25 protein-coding genes are annotated in these 22,169 nt (G+C 67.7%); 16 read left to right on the plus strand and 9 right to left on the minus strand.

The window, feature by feature from the left end; all coding sequences use genetic code 11:
• Positions 1 to 44: 44 nt before the first annotated feature.
• The 3 genes from acpS to LRP66_RS14410 are packed head-to-tail and all read left to right on the plus strand — an operon-like array spanning position 45 to position 2,505.
• Positions 45 to 455 (plus strand): holo-ACP synthase, encoded by a 411-nt coding sequence (gene acpS / locus LRP66_RS14400; protein WP_230483295.1) that lies wholly within the window; start codon positions 45 to 47, stop codon positions 453 to 455.
• Positions 452 to 1,423, plus strand: coding sequence for a signal peptidase I (gene lepB, locus LRP66_RS14405; protein ID WP_230483296.1), 972 nt, complete (start codon positions 452 to 454; stop codon positions 1,421 to 1,423). Before acpS ends, lepB begins: the two co-directional genes overlap by 4 nt.
• On the plus strand, positions 1,420 to 2,505 hold the full coding sequence (locus tag LRP66_RS14410; protein WP_230483297.1) for an AI-2E family transporter: 1,086 nt from the start codon (positions 1,420 to 1,422) through the stop codon (positions 2,503 to 2,505). Before lepB ends, LRP66_RS14410 begins: the two co-directional genes overlap by 4 nt.
• On the opposite strand, the gene LRP66_RS14415 is transcribed toward LRP66_RS14410, so the two are convergent.
• Positions 2,434 to 3,597, minus strand: a complete 1,164-nt coding sequence (locus LRP66_RS14415; protein WP_230483298.1) for a glycosyltransferase — start codon at positions 3,595 to 3,597, stop codon at positions 2,434 to 2,436. The genes LRP66_RS14410 and LRP66_RS14415 overlap by 72 nt on opposite strands.
• Positions 3,598 to 3,810: 213 nt before the next feature.
• On the opposite strand from LRP66_RS14415, the gene LRP66_RS14420 reads away from it, so the two are divergent.
• The 4 genes from LRP66_RS14420 (at position 3,811) to LRP66_RS14435 (ending at position 7,001) form a co-directional block, all read left to right on the plus strand.
• Entirely contained in the window at positions 3,811 to 4,755 is a 945-nt protein-coding gene (locus LRP66_RS14420; RefSeq protein ID WP_230483299.1) for a hypothetical protein, read from the plus strand.
• Positions 4,752 to 5,276, plus strand: a complete 525-nt coding sequence (locus LRP66_RS14425) for a DUF2141 domain-containing protein (protein WP_230483300.1) — start codon at positions 4,752 to 4,754, stop codon at positions 5,274 to 5,276. Before LRP66_RS14420 ends, LRP66_RS14425 begins: the two co-directional genes overlap by 4 nt.
• A gap of 10 nt (positions 5,277 to 5,286) precedes the next feature.
• Positions 5,287 to 6,471, plus strand: a complete 1,185-nt coding sequence (locus tag LRP66_RS14430; protein WP_230483301.1) for a glycosyltransferase — start codon at positions 5,287 to 5,289, stop codon at positions 6,469 to 6,471.
• Between the two features lie 68 nt (positions 6,472 to 6,539).
• Positions 6,540 to 7,001 carry a hypothetical protein gene (locus tag LRP66_RS14435; RefSeq protein WP_230483302.1) on the plus strand — a complete coding sequence of 154 codons (462 nt, stop codon included), beginning with the start codon at positions 6,540 to 6,542 and terminating at the stop codon, positions 6,999 to 7,001.
• A gap of 25 nt (positions 7,002 to 7,026) precedes the next feature.
• On the opposite strand, the gene LRP66_RS14440 is transcribed toward LRP66_RS14435, so the two are convergent.
• The 3 genes from LRP66_RS14440 to ubiG form a co-directional block, all read right to left on the minus strand.
• Entirely contained in the window at positions 7,027 to 7,764 is a 738-nt protein-coding gene (locus LRP66_RS14440; protein WP_230483303.1) for a polysaccharide deacetylase family protein, read from the minus strand.
• A complete protein-coding gene (locus tag LRP66_RS14445) occupies positions 7,761 to 9,188 on the minus strand; it encodes a hypothetical protein (RefSeq protein WP_230483304.1) in 1,428 nt (475 codons plus the stop codon). Before LRP66_RS14445 ends, LRP66_RS14440 begins: the two co-directional genes overlap by 4 nt.
• 203 nt (positions 9,189 to 9,391) lie before the next feature.
• On the minus strand, positions 9,392 to 10,129 hold the full coding sequence (ubiG, locus tag LRP66_RS14450) for a bifunctional 2-polyprenyl-6-hydroxyphenol methylase/3-demethylubiquinol 3-O-methyltransferase UbiG (protein WP_268992464.1): 738 nt from the start codon (positions 10,127 to 10,129) through the stop codon (positions 9,392 to 9,394).
• Positions 10,130 to 10,183: 54 nt separating this feature from the next.
• Here ubiG and LRP66_RS14455 point away from each other — a divergent pair, with 54 nt between their 5' ends.
• The 3 genes from LRP66_RS14455 to LRP66_RS14465 all read left to right on the plus strand — a co-directional run bounded on the left by LRP66_RS14455 (position 10,184) and on the right by LRP66_RS14465 (position 13,609).
• The gene (locus LRP66_RS14455) at positions 10,184 to 11,446 is read left to right on the plus strand and encodes an aspartate kinase (protein WP_230483306.1); all 1,263 of its coding nucleotides are present in this window, start codon (positions 10,184 to 10,186) and stop codon (positions 11,444 to 11,446) included.
• Between the two features lie 232 nt (positions 11,447 to 11,678).
• On the plus strand, positions 11,679 to 12,665 hold the full coding sequence (locus tag LRP66_RS14460) for an NAD(P)H-dependent flavin oxidoreductase (RefSeq protein WP_443026702.1): 987 nt from the start codon (positions 11,679 to 11,681) through the stop codon (positions 12,663 to 12,665).
• A 146-nt stretch (positions 12,666 to 12,811) separates the two neighbouring features.
• On the plus strand, positions 12,812 to 13,609 hold the full coding sequence (locus LRP66_RS14465) for a hypothetical protein (protein ID WP_230483308.1): 798 nt from the start codon (positions 12,812 to 12,814) through the stop codon (positions 13,607 to 13,609).
• Between the two features lie 139 nt (positions 13,610 to 13,748).
• Here the strand turns inward: LRP66_RS14465 and LRP66_RS14470 are convergent, their stop codons facing one another.
• On the minus strand, positions 13,749 to 13,955 hold the full coding sequence (locus LRP66_RS14470; protein WP_230483309.1) for a helix-turn-helix transcriptional regulator: 207 nt from the start codon (positions 13,953 to 13,955) through the stop codon (positions 13,749 to 13,751).
• The gene (locus LRP66_RS14475) at positions 13,952 to 14,377 is read right to left on the minus strand and encodes a hypothetical protein (RefSeq protein WP_230483310.1); all 426 of its coding nucleotides are present in this window, start codon (positions 14,375 to 14,377) and stop codon (positions 13,952 to 13,954) included. Before LRP66_RS14475 ends, LRP66_RS14470 begins: the two co-directional genes overlap by 4 nt.
• Before the next feature lie 108 nt (positions 14,378 to 14,485).
• Between LRP66_RS14475 and LRP66_RS14480 the strand changes: the two genes are divergently transcribed.
• Genes LRP66_RS14480 through pal form a run of 6 tightly spaced genes read left to right on the plus strand, consistent with a single transcriptional unit; the run spans position 14,486 to position 19,047 of the window.
• On the plus strand, positions 14,486 to 14,956 hold the full coding sequence (locus LRP66_RS14480; RefSeq protein WP_230483311.1) for a YbgC/FadM family acyl-CoA thioesterase: 471 nt from the start codon (positions 14,486 to 14,488) through the stop codon (positions 14,954 to 14,956).
• A complete protein-coding gene (gene tolQ, locus LRP66_RS14485) occupies positions 14,953 to 15,645 on the plus strand; it encodes a protein TolQ (protein WP_230483312.1) in 693 nt (230 codons plus the stop codon). Before LRP66_RS14480 ends, tolQ begins: the two co-directional genes overlap by 4 nt.
• A 13-nt stretch (positions 15,646 to 15,658) precedes the next feature.
• Positions 15,659 to 16,102, plus strand: coding sequence for a protein TolR (tolR, locus tag LRP66_RS14490; RefSeq protein WP_230483313.1), 444 nt, complete (start codon positions 15,659 to 15,661; stop codon positions 16,100 to 16,102).
• Positions 16,102 to 17,052, plus strand: coding sequence for a cell envelope biogenesis protein TolA (locus LRP66_RS14495; RefSeq protein ID WP_230483314.1), 951 nt, complete (start codon positions 16,102 to 16,104; stop codon positions 17,050 to 17,052). The genes tolR and LRP66_RS14495 overlap by 1 nt, the downstream gene beginning before the upstream one ends.
• Before the next feature lie 11 nt (positions 17,053 to 17,063).
• Positions 17,064 to 18,467: a Tol-Pal system beta propeller repeat protein TolB gene (gene tolB, locus LRP66_RS14500; protein WP_230483315.1), complete on the plus strand. Its 1,404-nt coding sequence runs from the start codon at positions 17,064 to 17,066 to the stop codon at positions 18,465 to 18,467.
• Between the two features lie 55 nt (positions 18,468 to 18,522).
• A complete protein-coding gene (gene pal, locus LRP66_RS14505) occupies positions 18,523 to 19,047 on the plus strand; it encodes a peptidoglycan-associated lipoprotein Pal (protein WP_230483316.1) in 525 nt (174 codons plus the stop codon).
• A gap of 93 nt (positions 19,048 to 19,140) precedes the next feature.
• Here pal and LRP66_RS14510 read toward each other — a convergent pair whose 3' ends face one another.
• From LRP66_RS14510 to LRP66_RS14520, 3 genes are read right to left on the minus strand one after another with little or no spacing between them, the layout of a single operon-like run.
• Positions 19,141 to 20,001: a S1/P1 nuclease gene (locus tag LRP66_RS14510; protein WP_230483317.1), complete on the minus strand. Its 861-nt coding sequence runs from the start codon at positions 19,999 to 20,001 to the stop codon at positions 19,141 to 19,143.
• A gap of 10 nt (positions 20,002 to 20,011) precedes the next feature.
• Positions 20,012 to 20,938 carry an isoaspartyl peptidase/L-asparaginase family protein gene (locus tag LRP66_RS14515; RefSeq protein ID WP_230483318.1) on the minus strand — a complete coding sequence of 309 codons (927 nt, stop codon included), beginning with the start codon at positions 20,936 to 20,938 and terminating at the stop codon, positions 20,012 to 20,014.
• Between the two features lie 47 nt (positions 20,939 to 20,985).
• Positions 20,986 to 22,149, minus strand: coding sequence for an acyltransferase family protein (locus LRP66_RS14520; protein ID WP_230483319.1), 1,164 nt, complete (start codon positions 22,147 to 22,149; stop codon positions 20,986 to 20,988).
• Positions 22,150 to 22,169 lie beyond the last annotated feature (20 nt).

Genomic DNA, 22,169 nt, shown 5'->3' on the forward strand with positions numbered 1-22,169 from the left:
CACGGCTTCGCCCTGCCACCGCGCCTTGCAGGGGAGGAATGCCGGTGATCATCGGCCTGGGTTCGGACCTCTGCAATATCGAGCGGATACAGGCCGCGCTGGATCGCCATGGCGGACGGTTCGAGGCGCGGTGCTTCACCGACGTGGAACAGGCCAAGGCGGCCAGGCGCCCCTTCACGCGCGCGGGCACCTACGCCAAGCGCTTCGCCGCCAAGGAGGCCTTTTCGAAGGCGGTCGGCACCGGATTCGCGCAAGGCGTGTTCATGCGCGACATCGGCGTCGTCAACGGGCCCGGTGGCGCGCCGACGCTGGTGTTGACCGGCGGCGCACGCGAACGACTTGACGCGATGACCCCGGCGGGCCACGTCGCGCATATTCACTTGACCATGACCGACGATCACCCCTGGGCGCAGGCCCTTGTCGTGATCGAGGCACGACCGGAAGTTTCCGCATGAACGACGCGGTGTTGGACACGAACCAGGGCGCTCCCGCGGACAAACCGGTGAACGCGGCGCCACCGCCCCCGACGCCGGTCGCCAGGAAGAAGGGCACCGACCTGTGGTCCGAGGTCAAGGGGCTGTTCTGGCTGCTGCTGATCGTGCTGGGCTTTCACAGCTTCATCGCCAAGCCTTTCTACATCCCCTCCGAATCGATGCTGCCGGGGCTGCGCGTCGGCGACCGGCTGGTGGTGAGCAAGTTCGCCTATGGCTGGTCCTATATCTCGCCGACCATCCCCAACCCGGTCGCGATCTTCAAGTCGGTCGTCCTTCGCGAGCCCGAACAGAGCTGGAGCGCGCAGCTGCCATTCATCCATGGCCGGTTGTTCGGGTCGCTGCCGACTCGCGGCGACGTGGTGATCGTTACGCCGCCGGGAACGCACAACGACTATATCAAGCGGGTGATCGGCCTGCCCGGCGACCGGCTGGAGGTACGCGACGGCACCGTCATCCTGAACGGCCAGCCGGTGCGGCGCGGCCCGCTCCACTATATCGACATCCCCGTCGACACGAACAGCCCGTGCAAGGCGTCCGATTATGGCGACGAGGCCAAGGTCCGGTCGCCCGGCGGACAATGGGTCTGCCACCTGCCGATCGTGACCGAGACGCTGCCCAACAACCGCCGCTACGACACGGTCGAGCTGGGCTGGAGCCCGGGTGACAATTACGGCCCGATCACCATTCCCGCCAACCATGTCTTCCTGATGGGCGACAATCGCGACCGCTCGGCGGACAGCCGTTTCTCGCTCGCCGAGCTGGGGCTGGGCGGCCCCGTTCCCTATGAGAATATCGGTGGCCGCGCCGAGTTCGTGACCTTCAGCCTGGACGGCGATGCGACGCTCAATCCGCTGACCTGGTGGGGTTCGCTTCGGTCGGGCCGCGCGGGCACCTCGCTCCATCCGGCCAAGGTGGCGGCGGGCCAATGACGGATCCCGCCCCGCTGACCGACGATCCCGCCCCGATCGAGTTTCGCGAAGGGTTCGTCCGGCGGGAGCTGACCCGCGCCGCGATCTGGCTGGGCCTGATCGCCGCGATGGCGGTGACCGTGCTGCTGGTCCAGCCCTTGCTGGTGATCTTCGCCGGGCTGGTCTTCGCCACGCTGCTCGACGGCGGCGTCCGGTTGCTGGGCCGCGTGCTGCCGATCGGGCGTGGCTGGCGGCTCCTGATCGTCGTGCTGGCGGTGACGGCGTTCCTGCTCGGCACCTTCTACCTGACCGGGGTCGAGATGACCCAGCAGGTGACCCAGCTCCGCTCGACGCTGGAGACGCAGGCGGGGCGGCTGAGCGGCTGGCTCGCGTCGCAGGGGCTGATGCCCGGCACCTCGGACATCAACGGCCTGCTCAAACAGTCGGTCGGCTCGATCGGCAAGCTGACCTCCTGGGTCGGCACGGCGGTGGGCGCGGTCACCACCATGTTCATGATCCTGATCATCGGCCTGTTCCTGGCGATGGATCCCGAAGGCTATGCGCGCGGCCTGCAATGGGTGGTGCCGCGCGCCGCGCGCCCCGAATTCGCGATCACGCAGAAGCGGATGATGAGCACGTTGCGCAAGCTGCTCGCCGGGCGGTTGCTGGGCATGGCGGTGGAGGGGGTGCTGACCGGCATCGCGCTGACCGTCGGGGGCGTGCCGATGGCGCTGCTGCTGGGCATCATCGCGGGCGTGCTGGCGTTCATTCCCAATGTCGGGGCGATCATCACCGGCACGCTGATGATCGCGGTCGGCTTTTCGGCGGGAAGCGATGCGGGCTTCTGGGCGATCGGCACCTATGTCATCGTGCAGACCTTCGACGGTTATGTCGTGGTGCCGATGGTCGCCAAGCGGACCGTTGACCTGCCGCCCGCGCTGACCCTGTCGACGCAGATCATGGCGAGCGCGCTGTTCGGCATTCTCGGGCTCGCGCTGGCCGATCCGATGACGGCGATGGCGAAGACCGCGCTAAAGCGCCGGTCGGAGCGCGAGGCGGCGCGCGACGGCGACAGCGCGCGCGCCGAGGCCGATATCGGCTGAAACCGGTTCGGACACCAGATCGTCGCGCCGCCGCCGCGCGGTGACGATCGAATCGAACAGGGCCAGATAGCGTTCCGCCGAATCCTGTCCGGGCTGCGGCACCGGATCGGGGCGCGGGGCGACCGGGCTGAGCCACTGCCGGAGCCCCGCGACCAGCGCGGCCAGGTCGTCGCGCGGAACGATGGTGCCGAGCGACGGGTCGCTGACGATCTCGTGCACCGCCGGGCTCGAATCGGTGGTGACGACGGGGGTGCCGACCGCCAGCGCCTCGCGCAGCACGCCGGGCACCCCCTCATAATCGGACGGCAGCGCCAGCACCGGGGCGGCGGCCATCGCGGCGGCCGGGTTGGCGACATGACCGGGCAGCGACACCCGATGCTCCAGCCCCAGCACTTCGATCTGCGCGGTCAGCGCGGGGCGCAGGCTGCCCTCGCCCAGGATGGTCAGCCCGATATCCTCGGGCAGATGGGTCATCGCGGTGATCAGCCGGTCCCAGCGCTTCTGCGGCTCCAGCCGACCCACGCCCAGTATCCGCCGACCGGGCGGCAGGATCGCGTCGGACCAGGGCGAGGGCGACGGCGCGGACGGCGGATTGGGGATGACCGCGACCGACAGCCCGGTCGCCGCCCGCGCGGCGCGCGCCGTGGCGGGGGTCATCGCGACCAGCGAATCGAGGAACAGCCGGTGCCGCGCCAGCCATTGCCGCTGGCCCCAGGCGATCAGCGGATGATGGTCCCCCCGATCGACCGCGTTGGACATCTTGCCGACGATCGGCGGGCAGCCATCCGCCAGCCGCAGCCGCGCCCAGGCCGCCATGCTGGTATAGTGATTGCCCGGACAGAAGACGATGTCGGGGCGCACCCGCTCGATCATCGCGGGAAGCGTGGTGCACAGCCCGGCATAGCGCTGATGCCCCAGGGTGACGATATCGACACCGGCGGGCACGCCGTTCTGAAACTGGCCACTGTCCTCGCCGAGGACCAGCGTCACGCGCCGTCCGTGGCGGAGCCATCCCTGGAGCATCCGGGCCAGCGCGGCTTCCGCACCGCCCCGCATCGCCAGCGCATAGGTCAGTATATGATCGGCTGGCATGAGCCCCCATAACGGCTGAAGAGTGGATCGGGTGCCGGGGGTACGCGTAGCTTGTCGCGCAAATATGTCAGATTCAGCCCTAAGCTCGACACAATCGCCCCCCAGAGGTGAATTCTTATTCAGGTGCGAGAAAGCAGTGTTGAGGTTAGCGGGCGCCACCGGCGAACGCCGCCGAGGAATCTCCCTAACGTGCAGAATGAACGAGATGATCCCATGAACCCGCCACAGGCCCTGCCTGTCGGCACCCCGGCATCGGGGGCGCCGGTCGCGCGCGATATCGCCGCGCTGGAACCGCTGAAGACGGTGAAGCGGCGCTGGCCCGCGATCATCGGCGGACTGCTGACGATCGCGATGGTCGTCGGGCTGGGGCACGAGCTGCTCGGCCGCGGCCTGGTGGGGCTCAGCCATTCGGTGCCGACCAACCCGCTGTTCTACATCGTGTTCGTCGGGCTCTACATGGCGCTGCCGATCGGCGACTATATCATCTTCCGTCGCCTGTGGGGGATTCCGACCAGCGGCCTCGCCGCGCTGATCCGCAAGCGGATCGCCAACGAGGTGGCCTTCAGCTATTCGGGCGAGGCCTATTTCTACGCCTGGGCGCGCGCCAATGCGAAGATGGTCGCGGCGCCGTTCGGGGCGGTCAAGGATGTCGGCATCCTGTCGGCGATCGCGGGCAATGCGATCACCCTCATCATGATCGGCCTCGCGCTGCCCGTGGGTCGCGAATTGCTGACGCATGAGCAACTGCATCTGGTCTGGGGATCGATCGCGATCGTCATGGCGACCTCGCTGCCCTTCCTGATCTTCTCGCGGCGGGTCTTTTCGCTCGATCGCAAGACGCTGTGGTGGATCTTCATGGTCCATTGCGTGCGCCTGATCGCCAACTCGCTGCTGGTCGCGCTCGCCTGGCATTTCGGGATGCCCACGGTATCGCTCGGCATGTGGCTGTTCCTGTCGGCGGCACGTCTGCTGGTCTCGCGTCTGCCGCTCGTGCCCAACAAGGACCTTCTTTTCGCCAATTTCGCGATCCTGTTGATCGGGCAGGATCAGCAACTGAGCGAACTGATCGCGTTCACCGCGGCACTGACCCTTCTGGTCCATGTCGTGCTGATCGCGGGGTTCGGTGTGGCGGAACTGGTGCGGAGGGTGCGGGTATGACCCCTAAGACGATGACGATGATGGCGGCGGCGCTGGCCGCGGCATGGTTGCCCCAGGCGGCCCCGGCGCAGGTGCTGGGCAGCGACGCGGCGGCCTGCGCCAGCGGCGGCCCCGCGATCCTGGTGCGGATCGAGGGGCTGAAGGATCGCAAGGGCAATCTGAAGCTGGAACTCTACCCGGCCAATCAGGACGACTTCCTGCAGGACGACGGCGTCCTGGAGCGCGCGGGCAAGACCTTCCGCCGGGTGTCGGTGCCGACCCCCGCGGGCGGCGGGCCGATCGCGATATGCATCCGCGTGCCGCACCCCGGCCGCTTTGCGCTGCTCTTCACGCATGACCGCGACGGCAAGAACAAGTTCAACTTCTGGAGCGACGGGGCGGGCTTCCCGTCCAACACCAAGCTTGGCCGTCGCAAGCCGCCGCTCGCCTACGCGCTGATCGACGTGCCGAACGGGGTGGTGACGACGAACATTCGGGCCCAGTATCTGCGTGGGCTGGGCGGCTTCGGGCCGGTGGATTAAGGGGAAGACGATGCGCATCGTCGACGTCAACGAATTCTATTCGCCCACCGGCGGTGGCGTGCGGACCTATATCGACCGCAAGATGTCGATCCTGGCCGAGATGGGCCATGAGCTGATCGTGCTCGCCCCGGGCACCGAGGACGTGGTCGAGGAGCGTCCCGGCGGCGGCAAGATCATCTATATCAAGGCGCCGCGCCTGATCCTCGACACCAATTACGGGATGTTCTGGGACGGTGCGCCCGTCTGCCGCCTGCTCGACGAGCTGGATCCCGACATCGTCGAAGTCTCCTCGCCCGCCAAGCCCGCCTGGTTCGTCGCCAGCTGGCAGGGGCGTGCGAAGAAGGTCTTCTTCATGCACAACGACAATGTCGGCACCTATCCGGTGCGCTGGCTGGACGGCATCGTCGCGCAGGAGCGGGTGGAGGACTGGTTCAGCTGGTACAGCCGCTACATGAACCGCTTCCTCGACCATTACGACCTGGTGCTGTCCAACGGTCCGGCGCTGGTCAAGCGGCTCGGCAAGCGCGGCGTGCGGGTGGACGAGGGGATACCCCTCGGTATCGAACGGCATTTCTTCTCGCCCGATCACCGGGACGAGCGGCTTCGCGCCGCGCTGCTGGCCCAATGCGCGCTCCCGGAGGATGCGCATCTGCTGCTGGGCCTGGGGCGGCATCATCCCGAAAAGCGCTGGCCGATGGTCATCGACGCTGTCGAGCGGGTCGCCTCGACCCGGCCGATCGGCCTGATCCTGATCGGTGGCGGCGTCGCCAGCCGGACGCTCGAGAAGCGGATCGCCGGCAGTCCGCATATACGGCTGTTCCGCCCGGTCTATGACCGCCCGCGCCTCGCCCGGATCATGGCGAGCTGCGACGCGCTGGTCCATGGTTGCGAGACCGAGACCTTCGGACTGGTCGCGTCCGAGGCGCTGGCCTCGGGGCTGCCGCTGGTCGTGCCCGATTATGGCGGATGCGCCGAGGTCGCGAGCCCGCTCTTCGCCGAGACGTTTCGCGCCCGTGATGGCGCCGCCTGTGCACAGGCGATCGAGCGGCTGCTGGCGCGCGACCAGCGCATGTTGCGCAACGCCGCGCGTGTGGCGGCGGGAAAGGTGTTCAGCGACCGCGACCATGCCGAGGCGCTGATCGCACGCTATCAGCGGCTGCTGGATGGCGACCAGCATCAGCGGGCGGTCGCCTGAGGCCAGGCGGACCTTTCGAAGGGACGGCGCGTATGTCATCATGACACAAATGTCATGGGAGACCGTCGGTGAGTCGTGGCCTCGCAGTCGTGATCGGCATCCTGCTGGCGTCGTCCGGCGCGGCCCTGGCGGCGGACCGTCCTCCGGTCGAAAGCTGGGGCAAGCCCGGCGTCGGCTTCGCCCAATATCGCACCGACGCGGTCGAATGTGCCAAGATCGGCTATTTCCGTGACGTCTCGCAGGACGAACCGGCCAAGCGGTTCATCCGGGGATTCGAGACCGCGGACAACGGCCTGAACGGGGCGGGGTCTCCCAACATCGATGCATGGATCGATTCGGTGCAGCGCGTGCGCCCCGATCGACAGAAGCGTTTGGTACACGCGATCCAGGTCGGCGATGTCGAGCAATGTCTGAGCGATAAAGGCTATCGCCCGTTCACGCTGACAAAGGCGGAAGCGAAGACGCTGGCCCGCTACCCGCGCGGCTCTGAGGAGCGGCATCGCTTCCTCCACGCGCTCGCAGCGCGCTGATCGCTCGCCGCTGCTGGCGTGGGGGTCAGGCCGCCAGGAGATCCACGTAACGCGAGGGCCTGTGCGTCTTCGCCAGCCGGGAATAGGTCTTGTCGATGCTGTCGAGCAGCGCGGGCACGCCGTTGTCGCCCGGATGCACCGCGACTCGCGCCACGGGCGTCGGGCGCAGGCCATGGCGCAGCACGGCGGCGGCGGCGAGCGAACTGAGCTGGCGTCCGCGCGACCGGCTGGCCCAGGTGACGACCGGACCGCGCGCGATGATCCTGCCATCGGCGGGCGTCCAGACACGGAAATGATCCTCGGCGAGGCCGAAGCCCGCGTCACCCAGCGCTGCCCGCGCCTCGTCCGAATAGAGCCAGGCGGGCGCGATGAAGCCGGTCGCGCGGCGACCAATGATATCCTCGATCAGCGCGGTCCCTCGCCGCATCCGCCGCAACGCCTCGTCGCGGGGCAGGCCGACGAACTCGCCCTCGCCCGCCGTCATGTGCCTGGCCTTCAGCGCGGTCCTGGAATCGGTGTGGACCATGTCGTCCTTGTGCGACCAGCCATGGACGAACATCTCGATCCCCATGTCCGCCCAGTCGCGCAGCCGCGTGGCGAAGGGCGTGCCCGGCGCGATCGGTGCGCTGTTCCAATGGTCGGGGATGACCAGCATGGCCAGGCGCGGGCCACCGAGATGGCCCGACAGCCGGTCGAACAGCGCATCGACCGCCCCCTCGAACCGGGGGGACACGTCATGGATCGAGGCGAGAAGGCGTTTCATCGCGCGGATTTATAGACGCTGATCGTCTCATTGCCCATCGGCAGTTTGGCGGTCAGCCGGTAGCCGCCGGCCATCGCCGCCAGGACGCGCGCATGTGCCTCGGGCCGTTCGCCATTATAGGGCGGCCGCATCACGACGACGGCGGGATGTCGCGAGAGGATGCGGGTGATCTCGGCATCCTGGTCGACGCCGGTCGCCCCGGCTTCGCGCGCGCGGCTGAGATGGGCCGGTACGATCCAGCGCGACAGGGCGCATCGCTCGGTCGCGACATAGAGCATGGTGCTGCCCGAATAGACATAGAGGCAGCCCGGCCCCTTGCCGACCGCCGTCGCCAGCGCGGTGAACTGCGTTCCGTCGCCGCGCTCGTGTCGCAATGCCAGCAGCACGACCTGTCCGGCGAGCGCGACGGTCAGCAGCAGGGCAGGGGCATGGCGCCGCCGCCACGCCCCGCTTCCCAGCATCGCGGCCGAGGCGGTGCAGGCGGGGAGGAGGATGGGAAGGCCATAATGGTCGAACCAGGGCCGGAACAGCAGGACGCCGACGATCGCCGCGCCCAGCCAGACGGCAAGGAAGCCGTGCTCGCCGTCGCCCCGCCATGTCCGCTTCAATCCCAGCACCGCCAGCGTGACGATGGGCGAGAGGATCAGGATCATCTGCCCCAGATTGCCCGCCAGTTCGGACAGCGGATCGGGGTTGCGATGGAAGATCGACAGGAAATTGGCGTAGAGGAACGCGTCCCACTGCCCGATCGCGGCATAGACCCCCGCCGCCAGCGCCGTCGGGATCAGCGACACCGCCACCAGCCCGATACCGTACAGCATCAGCGCGACCGGCGACCGGCTCCGCCGCCATTCGGACGCGAGCAGCCAGAGCCCGAACACCATCCCCTCGAACACCGCCGAATATTTGATCTGGAGCACGATGCCGACCAGCGCCATCGCCACGATGCCGAGGCTGCGCGCCCGCTGCCGATCCGATTCGAGAATGGTCCAGGCCGCGCCCATCATCAGCAGATTGTAGAAGACCGGCGCCTGCCCCCCCTGCCCGCCGAGAAGGTCGAGCCACAGGATATAGGCGATTCCCGCCGCCATCGCCCCCGCGCCCCAGCCCAGCCGTTCGGCCATCCGCGCGATCAGCCATGCGGTCGCCACCACGCTGGCCAGCGCCATCGCCTGATACGCCCAGATACCCCCCGGGAAACCGAAGGCGGCGGGCAGCGCATAGAGCAGGAAAAGCCCGATCGGCTTGCGGTCCCAGACGTCGACGAAGGGCCATGCGCCCTGCCACATCGAATGTCCGGTGAAGAAATAGAATTCCTCGTCCACATGCACCACCGGATTGCCGAAGGTCAGCGCGCGGGCGGCCAGCGCGACGGCGAGCAGGATCAGGAGTCGGTTCGGGGACGATCTTGGGCGTGAAGACATGGGGTGAATCCAAACGAGTCCCGCCCCTTGCAGCGGATCGTGACGAAAGTTGGGCCTTCCACGCCCATACCTTCCACCCCGGCGAAGGCCGGGGTCCAGTTGCGCTACGAAGACAAGACTTCCCCGCGTGTCCCAACTGGATCCCGGCCTTCGCCGGGATGGTCTCAAAGGTGCAATGTGATCCCGTGAGGAGGAGTGGAGGGTCAGCGAATCGCGGTCACGAAATAATCCAGCGCGGTCGAGTCGCTGACCGCGAAACCCTTGGTCGGCGAATAGCTCAGGCCGCGCACGTCGCGTACCGTCAGCCCGGCGTCTTTCAGCAATGACGACAACTCTTCGGGCGTCAGGAACTTCGACCAGTCATGCGTCCCCTTGGGGATCGTACCCGTCCCCTCGGCGATGGTGATCAGCGCCAGTCTCGACAGCGGCGTGCGATTTGGCGTCGACAGGATCAACAGCCCGCCCGGCGCCAGCGCATCGGCCAGCCCGCGCACGAATCGCGCCGGATCGGCGACATGCTCGATCACCTCCAGCGAGGTAACGAGGTCGAAGGTCTCGCCCGCCAGCCCCTCGACGCTACCCGCGCGGTACTGAATCGCCAGCCCCGATTGCGCGGCATGGGCGGCGGCGACCGCGACATTCTCCGGTGCGGCGTCGAGCCCGGTCACCGCCGCGCCAAGCCGGGCCAGCGGCTCGCACAGCAACCCCGCGCCGCAGCCGACATCCAGCGCGCGTTTGCCCGCAAGCGGGGTGAAGCCCTGCCCATCGGCATCCCAGTGAAGGTCGATCTGCTCGCGAATATAGCGCAGCCGGGGCGGGTTCAGCCGGTGGAGCATCGCGCTCGATCCCTTGGGATCCCACCAATCGGCGGCCATCTTTCCGAAATGTGCGGCTTCAGCCCCGATAATGGTAGAATCGTTCAAATGGCTTGCGTTCGTCATGGGGGCTACCTATCAGGACCGCCGTTTTACCCCAAGGAGATTGGCAAAAACCGCATGGCCCGTATCGTGATGAAGTTCGGCGGCACCTCGATGGCCGGAATCGAGCGCATCCGCAACGTGGCGGCGCGGGTCAAACGCGAGGTGGAGGCGGGCCATGAGGTCGCGGTCGTCGTCTCCGCGATGGCGGGGGAGACCGACCGGCTGGTCGGTTTCTGCCGCGAGGCCTCGTCGCTCTACGATCCCCAGGAATATGACGTCGTCGTCTCGGCGGGCGAACAGATCACCAGCGGATTGCTGGCGATCACGCTCCAAGCGATGGGCGTCCCCGCCCGCTCGTGGCTGGGCTGGCAGTTGCCGATCCACACGGACACGGCGTTCGCGAAGGCACGCATCGGCGAGATCGACACGACCGCGCTCGACCAGAGCCTGGCCAGCGGTGTCGTCGCGGTCATCCCCGGCTTCCAGGGCGTGGCCGAGGGCAACCGGGTGACGACCTTGGGTCGCGGCGGGTCGGACACCAGCGCGGTCGCGGTCGCCGCCGCGATGAAGGCGGAGCGGTGCGACATCTACACCGATGTCGACGGCGTCTACACGACCGACCCGCGCATCGTACCGCGTGCGCGGAAACTGTCGAAGGTCACCTATGAGGAGATGCTGGAACTCGCCAGCGTCGGCGCCAAGGTGCTCCAGACCCGCTCGGTGGGTCTGGCGATGAAGGAACAGGTGCGTGTCCGGGTGCTCAGCTCGTTCGACGACGCACGGGACGAAGACGGACATCGCGGCACGTTGATCGTGGGCGAAGAGGAAATCGACGATATGGAACGCCAGCTCATCACCGGCATCGCGCATGACAAGAACGAAGCCAAGATCACCCTGACCGCCGTGCCGGATCGGCCCGGCTCGGTCGGCGCGATCTTCGCGCCGCTCGCGGATGCAGGCATCAACGTGGACATGATCGTCCAGAACATCGCGCATTCGACCGGATCGACCCCATCCTCGACCGACGTGACCTTCACGGTGCCTTCGGCCGATCTGGCGCGCAGCCTCGACGTGCTGGAAAAGGCGAATGGCGAGATCGGCTATGCCAAGCTGGTCCACGACACGCGGGTCGCCAAGATCTCGGTCGTCGGTGTCGGGATGCGCAGCCATGCGGGCGTGGCGTCGACCATGTTCCAGACGCTCGGCGCGCGGGGGATCAACATCCTCGCCATCACCACCTCGGAGATCAAGGTCAGCGTGCTGATCGAAGAGGATTATACCGAACTGGCGGTGCGTGTGCTGCACACCGCCTATGGTCTGGACGCCGACGCGGCCTGACACCCCCAATTCCTCCCCAAGCGCGGCTTGGGGAGGGGGACCATCGCGAAGCGATGGTGGAGGGGCGAGGGGCGAATGCCCTCCACCACGCCCTGCGGGCGCGGTCCCCCTCCCCGAGCAAGCTCAGGGAGGAATGTGCTCCCATCTTGCCGTCCGCCGCGCTCCACGGCATGGAGCGTCGATGACCGACACCCACATCACCACCACTGGCGAACAGCGCCTGGCCACCCGCATGGCGCGCGGCGCGGAATTCCTCGGCGCCGAGATGGCGATCATGGCGGGCGCCATGTCCTGGGTGTCGGAGCGCAACCTCGTCTCCGCCATGTCGAACGCGGGCGGCTTCGGCGTGATCGCGTGCGGCGCGATGACGCCCGAACTGCTCGATACCGAGATCGCCGCCACCAAGGCGATGACCAGCCGCCCGTTCGGCGTGAACCTGATCACCATGCACCCGCAGCTGTTCGACCTGATCGCGGTGTGCGGCCGTCACCAGGTCGGCCATGTCGTGCTGGCCGGCGGCCTGCCACCCAAGGGCGCGCTGGAGGCGATCAAGGAAACCGGCGCCAAGGTCATCTGCTTCGCGCCCGCGCTGAGCCTTGCCAAGAAGCTGATCCGCTCGGGCGTCGACGCGCTGGTGATCGAGGGGATGGAAGCGGGCGGCCATATCGGCCCGGTATCGACGAGCGTGCTGGCGCAGGAGATGCTGCCCGAGATCGCCAACCAGGTGCCGGTCTTCGTCGCGGGCGGCATCGGCCGGGGCGAGGCGATCGCCGCCTATCTCGACATGGGCGCGGCGGGCGTGCAGCTCGGCACGCGCTTCGTCTGTGCGACCGAATCGATCGCGCACCCCAATTTCAAGAAGGCGTTCATCCGCGCCTCGGCCCGCGACGCGGTGGCGAGCGTGCAGATCGACCCGCGCCTGCCGGTCATCCCGGTCCGCGCGCTCAAGAATGCGGGCGGCGAACTCTTCACCGCCAAGCAGCGCGAAGTCGCCCAGTCGCTCGACGAGGGCAAGGTCGCGATGATGGAGGCGCAGCTCCAGATCGAGCATTACTGGGCGGGCGCGCTTCGCCGCGCGGTGATCGAGGGCGATGTCGAGCATGGCTCGGTGATGGCGGGCCAGTCGGTCGGCATGGTCACGAAGGAAGAGCCGATCGCCGACATCCTGGCGCAACTCATGGCCGAAGCCGCCGCCGCCCTGGTCGCCCGCGCCATCTGATCCTTCCCCTGATTCTCCCTGCGCCGGGGGAAAATTCCGGCCCCCGGATGTACGGCTCGCTTCATCGCAGGGCTTACGACGTGTTAACCTTGATTCGCCATGACATGGCCCAACAGCCGGGGGGCGGGCGTAAAGGGATCAGGGTCATGGCGAGTGTGCGTATTCTATCGGGTGTGGCGATCGGCCTTTCGCTGGCGGGGTGTGCCGCGCGCGAGACCGCCAAGGTCGCGCCGCCGCCGGTGATGATCCCGGCACCGCAACCGCAATATGCCAAGGCGCCACTGCCGCCGGGCGCGACGCCGGGGATGCGCATCCCCGTGCGGCTGCCCGATGGCAATTACGATACCCCGAACCGTTCGCTGACCAGCGCCGCGACGATCTGGCATCTCCGCTCGGCGCTCAACGTCGCCGCACTTGCCTGTCGCGGGCCGGACGAGGGACAGATCGTCACCCGTTACAACACCATGCTCACCGTCCAGCGGATCACGCTGGCGGCGGCGGAGAAGCGCTACTCGGCCGAATACCAGTCGCAGGGGGGCGACTGGCGCGATCGCTATGACGATGCGATGACCCGTCTCTATAATTTCTTCTCGATCACGCCGGTGCGCAAGACCTTTTGCGCCGCCGCCGATCAGGTCCTGTCGGATATCAGTGGCGGCGCCGTCGACGGGTTCGAGGGCGGCGCGGCGCGGCATCTCGACCAGCTGAACGCGCCGTTCGTGGCCTTTTTCCGAGCCTATGACGCATGGCGGTCGGGCACGATGGTGCCCGTCGAGCAAGCCGCCTCACCGCTGAGCATGGCCGCGAGCGCCACGCCCCAGGTCACGCCGCGCCCGGCCGCGCAGCCGGTCCTGTCGAGCCAGCCGGTGCCCGCGGCAAAGCCCTATGCGCCGCCGGTGATCAATCCGCCGAGCCTGACGGTGAATCCGGCGGCGCTCCAGTAAACGCCGCCGGTACATCCAGCCTCTCTGAGAGTGCGGAGCGAGGCTCTCCAGGTCGAATCGACGTCCAAACATGCGCTTCTTCTCCCCTCTCCCCTGTCCAGGGGAGAGGGGAGAAGGTCCCACATGAAGTCGATCGTGCCTAGCCCTCGATCCAGAACAGCGATTCCACCGATCGGTCCAGCGCCCGTGCCAGCTTGAGCGCGAGCAGGGTGGAGGGCTGGAAGACGCCATTCTCCACCGTGTTGATCGTCTTGCGACTGACTCCGATCGCTTCCGCGAGGCCGCCTTGCGTCAGCCCTGCCGCCTCGCGCGCGGCCTTCAGGTCGTTGCCCAGCGTTTCGCTCATCGACTGGCGCGGATTTCCAGCGTGGCGAAGGCGATCAGCGCGGCCATGAGGCCGGCGGTTATCGTGATCCGGCCCAGTGCGATGGCATTCAGCGGCTCGAACGTCGCGACCACGATGGTCGCCGCAGCCGCCACGATCATCGCCCAGAAACCGGCCTCAAAGCTCGATCGGCGGTGATAGCGGGTGGTTTCGTCATTCATCAGGTCGGAAACCGGCCCATATCGACCCCAGCGAAAAGGCAGGCCGGTCAGGTTCAGTGCGGTCGCACCGACCATCACGAACCATGGCAGCAGGCGATTCGGCGCCTCGTTGCCGTTGGTGACCGCCAGGATCGTCGAGGCGAGCAGGCTGAGCGCCAGCAGATAGAACAGGATCGCCCGGCTGCGGCTCCTACGTTCGGCCTTCTCCACGAGATTCATCACGAACTCCTGTACCTGCTGGCTGTAACCTATAGGTGTCATGTAACCCGTAGGTGACAGGCGTGCAAGTGCCTTTCTTCGAGGGGGCGGATGCGTTAACGGACGGTCACCATGACGGTGACGGGAGACCACCAGCCGATCGGCGGCCGCTTCGAGGGGTTCGGGCATCGCTTTCCGGTGCGCGTCTATTTCGAGGATACCGACCTGTCGGGCGTGGTCTATCACGCCAATTATCTCCGCTATATGGAGCGCGCCCGCTCCGACATGCTGCGGCTCGCCGGGATCGACCAGCGTGCGGCGCACGAGGCGGGCGAGGGTGCCTATGCCGTCACCGACATCGCCCTCCGCTATGCCGCCCCCGCGCGGCTCGACGACGACCTGATCGTCATATCGAAACTGATCGAGGTCAGTGCGGTGCGCGTCGTCATTCATCAGACAGTCAGGTGCGGCGCGGTCATGCTGACCGACGCCAGGGTCACTGTCGCCTGGGTCGGCCCGAACGGCCGCCCGCGACGGCAACCCGCCGACTGGATCGCCATCTACCAACGCCTTGTCTGGCAGGGGGACACCCAACACCCATGAATCCCGTCTTCAACATGGATGCCGCCACATTGTCGCCCGTCGCCCTGTTCCTGCAGGCCGATTGGGTGGTGAAGTTCGTGATGATCGGGCTGCTGCTCGCCAGCATCTGGACCTGGACGATCATCGTTGCCTTCTCGCGCAGGCTGGCGCGGACGAAGAAGGGCATGACCCGGTTCGAGCGCGATTTCTGGAAGGCCGAGGATATCGACGCCTTTCACCGGATGGAGCAGGACAATGAACTGCCCTCCGCGCGGGTCTTCTCGGCGGGCGTGCAGGAATGGCGCCGCTCGACCGCGGGCGGGCATATCGACCGCGACGGCACGCGCGAGCGGCTGGCCACCGCGATGGGATCGGCGGTCGCGGGCGAGATCGACAAGCTGTCGGATCGGTTGAACGTGCTGGCGACGGTCGGCTCGGTCGCGCCGTTCGTCGGGCTGTTCGGCACCGTCTGGGGCATCATGCGCAGCTTCACCGGCATCGCTCAGGCGCAGAATTCGTCGCTGGCGGTCGTCGCGCCGGGTATCGCCGAGGCGCTGTTCGCGACCGCGATCGGCCTGTTCGCCGCCATTCCGGCGGTGATCGCCTATAACCGCTTCAGCCACGGGGTGAACCGGATCGAGGCGTCGCTGAACCGCTTCGCCGACGGCTTCCACACCACGCTCAGCCGTCAGCTCGACCAGGCGCGTTGAAAGGGCAAGGGCGATGGCGATGAACCTTCCCTCCCGATCCGGTCGGGGCCGCCGCGCCCCGATGGCGGAGATCAACGTCACGCCGCTGGTCGACGTGATGCTGGTGCTGCTGATCATCTTCATGGTGACCGCGCCGCTGTTGACCACGGGCGTGCCGGTCAACCTGCCCGACAGCCGCGCCAAGGCGCTGGAGCAGGAGCAGAAGCCCGAGCAGATCTCGATCGACGAACAGGGGCGGATGTTCCTCAACGACGATGAGATCACCGAAGCGGACCTGCCGGCCAGGCTGGACGCGATCGCGGCGCGCAAGGACCCCGATGGACAGGTGCCGCAGGTCTATCTGCGTGCCGACCGGGCGCTGGACTATGGCCGGGTGATGCGGGTGATGGGCGAGCTGAACCGCGCCGGGCTCAACCGCGTGTCGCTGGTCACGGTCGAGGGGGCGGGTCCCCGCTGATGGAGCGTGGTGAGCGGATCGGACTGGCCGTCGCGGTCGCAGGGCATATCGTCCTGTTCGGCCTGTTGTCGGTCGGTTTCCTGTCGACGCCGAACCCCGAAAAGCTGAAGGTCACGCCGATCGACATCTCGCTGGTGAAGGATGTCGGGATCGAGGCCGAATCGCCCACCCCGAACCAGGAGCCCGCCCAGTCGATCGCGCCGGAACAGGGCGCGCCCGAGGACGCCGCGCCGCCCGAGCCGGTCGAGGCGGAGCCCGAGCCCCAACCCGAACCCGTGCCGCCGCCCCCGGCTCCCCAGCCCAAACCGCAGCCCAAGCCCCAACCCAAACCGCAGCCCAAGCCCGAACCGGCCAAGCCCGAGCCGCGCCCGGTCCCCAAGCCGCAGCCCAAGCCCGCTCCGGCGAAACCGGCGCCCGCCAAGCCAGCACCCGCCAAGCCGAGCAGGGCGGAGGCCAGGCCGTCGCCCGCCAAGCCCAGCACCGCTGCGCGCGGCACCGGCAAGAGCGAAACCGCGACGGCCAGCAAGCCGCGCGGATCGCGGCTCGGCGACAATTTCCTGAAGGGCCTGTCCGCCGATCCGTCGCCGTCCAAGTCGGAGGCGGCCCCCGCCGCGAAGATCGGTGCGCAGCAGCTCGCCAACATCGCCTCGGCGATCAGTCGCCAAGTGAAGCCTTGCGCCGATCGTCAGGTCAGTCCGGCGCCGGAGGCGAATCGTATCAAAGTCGCGATTCGTTTGCAGATTAATCGGGACGGCAGCCTAGCCGCCGAGCCGCGCGTCGTCGGCCATACCGGCGTCGATGGCGACAACGAACGCTATGTCGATCGAGTCAATGCGCTGGCCATCGCCACGTTCAAGGGCTGTTCGCCGCTACGCGGCTTGCCGCCAGAGCTCTATGACGTACCCGGCGGCTGGCGCGTGTTCACGCTGAATTACAAACTTTCGGGTTGAGGATGATGCTTATGCCCCGTTCCCTGCTGACTCTTCCGCTCACCCTGGCGCTGGCCGCAAGTGCGGTCGGTGCTCAAGACATGCCTGCACCTCAGGCACAGCCCGCGCCTGCCGCCGGGCAACAGCCCACGTTAGCACCTGCCAATGGATCGCAGGAGCTGGTAGTCGATGTCGAGGGCGGCATCTCCGCGCCGATGCCGATCGCCATTCCCGCGATGCCGACCAGTGCGGTCGTGCAGACCGCGGCGGGCACCACCGATGTCGTCGGCCAGCAGCTATCGCAGATCATCGCCAACGACCTGCGCAATTCGGGGCTGTTCACGCCCGTTCCTCCCGCGCAGCTTCGCACCGTGTCCTTTCCGGAAGTGACCGCGCCCGCCTTCGATTATTGGAACGGCACCGGCGCGCAGGCGCTGGTCCAGGGCTATGTCCGCGCCAATGGCGACGGGACGCTGACGGTCGGCTGCTATCTCTATGACGTGCTGGCGCGGAGCGAACTGGCGCGGCAGGGTTTCGTGGTGCCGCCGTCCGACTGGCGGCGCGCGGCGCACAAATGCGCCGATACCATCTATACCAAGCTGACCGGCGAAGGCCCCTATTTCGACAGCCGGATCACCTATGTCTCCGAAACGGGGCCCAAGGGGCGGCGGATCAAGCGGCTGGCGATCATGGACCAGGACGGCGCGAACCACCGCTTCCTGACCAACGGCCAGTCGATCGTGCTGACCCCGCGCTTCGCACCCAATCAGCAGTCGATCGTCTATATGAGCTATGTCGACAAGCGGCCCGCCATCTATGTCTATGACATCGGTTCGGGGCGCCAGCGGCTGGTGGTGCAGAATGCCGCGACGACCTTCGCGCCGCGCTTCTCGCCCGATGGCCGCTGGATCCTGTTCTCGATGGCGCAGGCGGGCAACACCGATATCTACCGCGTCTCGTCGCAGGGCGGCACGCCGCAGCGACTGACCAATGCGCCGGGCATCGACACCGGCGGCAGCTATTCGCCCGACGGCTCGAAGATCGTCTTCGAGAGCGACCGCTCGGGCGGGCAGCAAATCTATGTGATGAACGCCGACGGCTCCAACCAGCAGCGGATCAGCTTTGGCGGCGGGCGTTACGCGACGCCGGTGTGGAGCCCGCGCGGCGACCTCATCGCCTTCACCAAGCTGGGCGGGGCGTTCCGGATCGGTATCATGAGCCCGTCGGGCGGCGGCGAAAAGCTGCTGACCAACAGCTGGCAGGACGAGGGGCCGAGCTGGTCCCCCAATGGCCGCGTCATCACCTTCCAGCGCTCGACGCAAGGGGCGTCGGGCAAGGCGGATGTGTGGATGGTCGACCTGACCGGGGTCAACGAGCGCCGCATCCCGACCCCGCTCGACGGATCGGATCCGGCCTGGGGGCCGTTGCGTCCGTAAGCGTTTACGGTCGGCCGCCATCGGGTCGAACCGAACTCAAAGGGAGTGATAGCCAGTGACCAAGATCAAGACCACGCTCGTCGTCGCCACCATGGCGCTCGCGATCGCCGGATGCGCCAAGAAGCGGCCCCCGGTGCTGCCGCCCGCGCCGGTCGACCAGAATGCGCCGATCGATCCCAATGCGGGTGCCAACGCCAACCCGAACGGCGCGGTCGTCCCCGGCTCCGACGCCGACTTCCGTCGCTCGGTGACGTCGAACACGGTCCATTTCGGGCTCGACCAATATGATATCGATCCCGAGGCGCGCGCGATCCTCGACAGCCAGGCCGCCTGGTTGCAGCGCTATCCCAATGTCCGGATCACGATCGAAGGGCATTGCGACGAGCGCGGCACCCGCGAATACAACCTCGCGCTCGGTGACCGCCGCGCCAATGCGGCGAAGAATTACCTGGCGGCGCGCGGCGTGTCGCCCGACCGGATGAACGTGATCAGCTATGGCAAGGAACGCCCGATCGCGCTGGGCTCGGACGATGCCAGCTACGCGCAGAACCGTCGCGCGGTGACCATCGTCCTGAGCTGACGACCAACGGCCCGGCGGCCCGATCAAGGGGCGCCGGGCCCGATCTCCTGTGGCGCGCAATTCCTCCCCAAGCATGGCTTGGGGAGGATCGGGTCAGGATTTGAACGCGCTGTCCAGCAGCTTCGCCAGCCGCAACCCGCCGCGCTTGATCTGTTCGCGCTCGACCGGGGCCATCGCCTTGATCGCGGCTTCGTCCATGTGCATCTGCGGCGGGGTCGGCTGGCAGGCGTCGCCGCCCATCGCGGCGGCATAGGCGCGCTTGGCGACCGCCCAATTCTCGCGGCTCCACGCCATCACGCCCCCGGCCGACTCGCGGCGCTGCTCGGCGAGCGGATAGCGGCGGACCAGCCTCGGCGGGGTGGAGATCGCGCGCTCGGCCAAGAGCCCGTCCCATACCGAATGCAGGTTGAGCCTGGGCGTCGCATAGATGCCGTAATCGACATGGGTGTCGTTGCCGCCCTTGTCGCCCTTGTCGCCGGCATGCAGCGGCTGATGCAGGTCGCCGACGAAATGGACCAGGAAGGCGAGTGCCATCACCCGGTCCTTACGGCTGGCGCGCTTGTCCTTCAGAACCGCGAGCTGGCGCGGGATCTGCGCCGAGACGCAATCCCCGGTGTCGCACGCGGGCGGCAGGCGGAAGGGCTGGCAGATGTCCACATTCTGATAGTGCCAGCTATAGGCATAGCCGAAGCGCGACTTGCCCGCCTCGTCCTTCAACGGCTTGACGCAATCGGGCCAGACGCTCGCCTCCTCGATCGTGCGAACCGGGCAGGTCGGGGTGTCGAGCTGGGTCTGCGCGCGCAGGATCTGGCGGATCTCGGCGCGGGCATGTGGCGTGACATTGGCCCAGGCGATGGCCGCGACGGTCTGATGGCCATATTCCCAGTAGGCGGCGGCGGGGGAGGCGAGGAACAGGCCCGCCAGCATCCCGATCAGGATACGCAAGTGCTTCATGCCACGCCCTTTATCCCTCATCGGCATAGATCGCCACCCGATGTTCGCCGGTGCCGGTCGCGCGGCCGCGATACATGCCCGCGGTCGTCATGCTCCAGGCGATGCTGCCATCGGGCGCCGCGACGATGGTGCCGCCCGTGCCGCCCAGCGTCCTGACCTCGGCCAGTACGGCGTCGGCGGCGGCCTGCACGTCCTCGCCGGTGAAACGGCGGCGCGCCGCGATCTCGTGTCCGACGCCGACGCGGATGAAGACCTCGCCCGAGCCGGTGCACGATACCGCGCAGGCGCGGTCGTCGGCGAAGGTGCCCGCCCCGATCAGCGGCGAATCGCCGATCCTGCCCCAGCGCTTGGCCGTCACGCCCCCGGTCGAGGTCGCGGCGGCGACATGGCCCTGCATGTCGCGGGCCACCGCGCCGACGGTGCCGTATTTCATGTCGCTGTCGAAGGCGTCGCCATCGCGCGACAGCAGCTCGTCGAGCTGGCGACGACGCTCGTCGGTGTGGAACCAGTCGGGGTCGACCTGCGGCAGCCCTTGTTCGACCGCGAACCGATCCGCCCCCGGCCCGGCGAGCAGAACATGGGGACTGGCCTCCATCACCCTGCGGGCGAGCGACACCGGGTTGCGGGTCCGGGTCGCGCCGGCGACCGATCCGGCGCGGCGGTCGCGCCCGTCCATGATCGCGGCGTCGAGCTCGATGGTGCCCTCATGGGTGAAGCAGGCGCCGCGCCCCGCGTTGAAATGCGGATCGTCCTCCAGCACGCGGACCGCCGCCTCGATCGCGTCCAGCGCGTGGCCGCCCAGCGCCAGGATCGCCGATCCGGCGGTCAGCGCCGCGTCGAGCGCCGCGCGCGCACCGGCATCCTGTTCGGGCGTCAGGACGTCCCGCGTGATCCGGCCCGCGCCGCCATGGATGACCAGCGACCAGGAAGCGGGCATGACGAAACTCCGATAAAGCGCAGGGGATATGCGGCGCCCCTATCAGATCACGGCCTGCCTGGCATCCCCCGGGGGCGGAGCCCGATCAGCGGACGAAGCCAGCGTACCTCGCGCCCGATCCGGTAGAAGGCCCAGCACCCCGCCACCGTCGCCGCGATCAGGATCGCCGCATCCAGCCATAGCGGCAGCCCCGCCCGGCGGAGATGGAAGGCGACGAGGATGATGATCGTCTGGTGAATCAGGTAAAAGGGAAAGACCGCCTCGGTCAGCGTCCGACGCCACGGATGGTCGCGGTTCCAGAAGCGCTCTGCCAGGCCGATCAGCGCGACGACCGCCATCCAGCCCTGCACCGCACGCGCACCGGCAAAGACGATGCCGAGGCCCGGCGGCGCGCCCGCCAGCCCGGGCCAGCGCCATTCCAGCCCCGCCGCCACCGCATAGCTGGCGAGCGCGATGGCGCCCGCGACCGCCCAGCCGCGGCGGAAGCTGTCCAGCACCCGTTCCGACCCCGCCATGCCGAAGCCGAACAACAGCGCGGGAAAATAGATCGCATGCGCCAGCCAGTCGTCGATCAGGCCATGGGTTTCCGACTGGCCGGGGAAGAATTTGATGTCGACCAGCAGCAGCCAGACCAGGGGCAGCACCGCGCCGCCCCAGCCGCCGAACAGCCGGTCGAACCAGGCCTGCGCATGTCTCGCGATTCGGGGACCCAGCGCCAGCATCGCCGCGACCGCCATGGTATAGGCCCAGAGATAGCCGACGAACCACAGATGGTTCCAGGCGGGCGTTGGCACCACGCCGCCGATCGCGCGAAAGCCCAGCCAGTCGTGCAGCCAGAAGGACCAGAAGGATTCGGGATAGCCATATTTGCTCGCCAGCTCGGCCCAGATCTGTGGCGGCACCAATATGGCGATACCGAAGATCAGGGGCACGAGCAGCCGGATGCTGCGGCCGCGCACGAAGCTGAGGATCGTCGGGTGCCGCACCGCCAGCGCGCGGGTGGCATAGCCCGACACGACGAAGAGGAGCATCAGCCGCCACGGATTGCTCGCCAGCATCGGGATCGCGACCCAGGGCAGCCGCGCGAGCTGGACGTGGAAGCCCCAGGGCACGAACACCATGCCGATATGATAGAGGATCAAGATGGCGAAGGCGCCGACACGCAGCCAGTCTAGGCCGTAATGGCGGGGGATCGGGGCGGCGGCGGTCATGAATCTCGGTTCTGGTACAG

This window comes from Sphingomonas sp. Leaf21 (assembly GCF_916858675.1).
Taxonomy (GTDB): Bacteria; Pseudomonadota; Alphaproteobacteria; order Sphingomonadales; family Sphingomonadaceae; genus Sphingomonas.